Origin of the sequence: Vibrio anguillarum, assembly GCF_003390515.1 — a bacterium.
Classification (GTDB): Bacteria; Pseudomonadota; Gammaproteobacteria; order Enterobacterales; family Vibrionaceae; genus Vibrio; species Vibrio anguillarum.
This window is the reverse complement of record NZ_CP031478.1, coordinates 963,201-965,622: the sequence shown is the minus strand read 5'-3', so window position 1 is coordinate 965,622 and position 2,422 is coordinate 963,201. Positions and strand designations below refer to the sequence as shown.

The 2,422-nt window shown below is 37.0% G+C and carries 1 protein-coding gene; it reads left to right on the top strand.

What is annotated here, in order from left to right; translation table 11 throughout:
* Positions 1 to 77: 77 nt before the first annotated feature.
* A complete protein-coding gene (locus DD616_RS04030) occupies positions 78 to 2,147 on the top strand; it encodes a pentapeptide repeat-containing protein (protein ID WP_017050758.1) in 2,070 nt (689 codons plus the stop codon).
* Positions 2,148 to 2,422 lie beyond the last annotated feature (275 nt).

The window sequence follows — 2,422 nt, the reverse complement described above, 5'->3', positions numbered from 1 at the left end:
GCCCCTTAAGCGGGCGTTAGTAGCATAATTGACTTCGCCAAAACTTATTTTTCATTATTTGCAACTATCGGTGGTTTATGGAAACAACTAGCTTTATTTCAACAAAAGTAGCTACAAAATTATTAAAGGCTTTAACTCAAGTACTAAAAAACAGTGTTGATAAGCGTAATAAAGAGTTGGTTAGAATCAATGATGTATTTGGTAATTGTGAGGAACTTGCTAAGTTTTACATTCAACCCGATTGTCAGCAGGTTAACCCTGCTGATGAGCTTGAAGATGAAACAATATCTTCAATAAGAGCTGGAGTTTTTGAAACTATAAACAAATTCTTTAATCGGGACATTGTGACTAGAGACGGGGCAAGTCAGATGTTTATTCTCGCCGATGCAGGAATGGGCAAAACATCTTTGTTGATGATGGTTAAGTTAAGTCATTTGATGGCTTTCTGGCCGAAAAATTATGAATGTAAATTACTGAAATTAGGTGCTACGACCCTAAGTGATATCGATAAGATTGAAAACAAAAGCCAAACTGTTCTATTGCTAGACTCACTCGATGAAGATACTCAGTGTAAGCAAGGTGGCACAATTGAGCGACTAACTAAGATACTTGAAGCTACTAGCTGCTTTTATCGTGTAGTGATTACTTGCCGTACTCAATTTTTCCCTGAAACGGCAGGGTCTGCTTTTAATACAATGGGTAAAATATCATTTAATAATTATGATTGTCCGTTAGTTTATCTTTCTTTGTTTACTGATGAGCAGGTTGATGCATATTTAGACAAACGTTACCCTAGAAGCTTAAAGTACTTATTTAATCAATTTTATAACCCTAAATTACACGATGCTAAACAGTCGATAAGAAGCATAGGTTCACTTCAATTTCGACCGTTCTTGTTATCGCACGTCGAGACTTTATTGGAAAGCCATCGACAAGGGGCGACTGAGTATGAGTTATATAAAGGTTTAGTTGATACATGGTTGAATCGCGAGATAATTAAACTAAGGAAGTATCATGATAAAAAAATCAATAAGGAGGATTTGCTCAAAGCTTGTATTTGGCTAGCGGAAACGATGCAGCGACAAGGTACACATACAGTAGCTTTGAAGCACATTCAGCAATTATGTCATTGTGAATCTCATATCATTCTATTAAATGACTCTGCCGATAGGGTTATCGAAGGGATTGATCACATTGATATTGGTACTAACTCATTACTTAATCGCAATTCATACGGTGAGTTTAGATTTTCTCACTTAAGCATTAGAGAGTTTCTAATCGTGTATGGAGTTGAACTCGGTATTCTTGTTGATAGAGGGGATCCATTCCATAAGACCGATAATATGCTCAAGTTTATTAAAACTGTAAACAAATATAAAGTTGGACTGTTTTCTAACGAAAAAAATGGGTATTTGTTAACAGGGTTTAAGCTTTTGGAAGGTAGCCAATTATCTGGATTTGATCTGACGTATGCATCATTGGAACAAAGTGATTTAAGGAAAGCCGTACTTAACGGTATAAAATTGGAGGGAGCAAATCTTCAGGGGGCTAATTTGGATGGAGCTAACTTGGAAAGGGCCAATTTAAAAGGAGCTAATTTACAAGGGGCAAGTTTACAGGGGGCTAACTTGCAAGGCGCAAACCTACAAGATGCAAGTTTACATAAAGCTCACCTGAATGGTGCCATTCTTGATAATGCAAATCTGAATTGTGCAACGTTAACTGGTGCACAATTAACCATCTTAAAATCCTCCCAGGATAATATTACTACTCTTAAGAATGCAGACCTCAGAATGGCAGACTTAAGTGAAGCTAACTTGGAAGGTGCAGACTTAACAAAAGTGTGTTTAACAAGCGCTAAGCTTCAAGCGTCACTATGTTCACGAACAAACTTTAGTAAGGCTAGCCTTGATAGTGCCGACTTTAAAAGTTCTATATTTATTAATGCTAATTTTGAGAAAGCTGATCTTACCCAAGCTGATTTTGGAGGTTGTGATTTTACGAATGCAAATTTACAGGGTGCAGAGTTGAGTGGCTGTGATTTAACTCAAGCTCGTTTAACCAGTTCCAATATAACTGACAGTCAACGAGGTGTGGCAATTTTTAGAAAGTATAAAAATGAAAAGCGGAATGAACTGGTAGAATAATTTAAAGTACACAAATGGTTGTAACTGTACTTTCGATAGCGTTTATTAGATCTACCTCTGATTGACTGGGGATTTTTCCATGTTTTCTCATGTGTGTTGGACATGTATTTAAATGACAACTGTCAATCGTATATCATGCTACTAACAATCTGTTTAAGAGTGATTCGCAACGCTTGGCATTTTCATTATGCGTTGCGATTTGTGTTTAAGGTGGTATGCGGGAGCTTCGGTATTGCTCTGCTCACACCTTAACAGGGCGTTATATTCCACAAGCT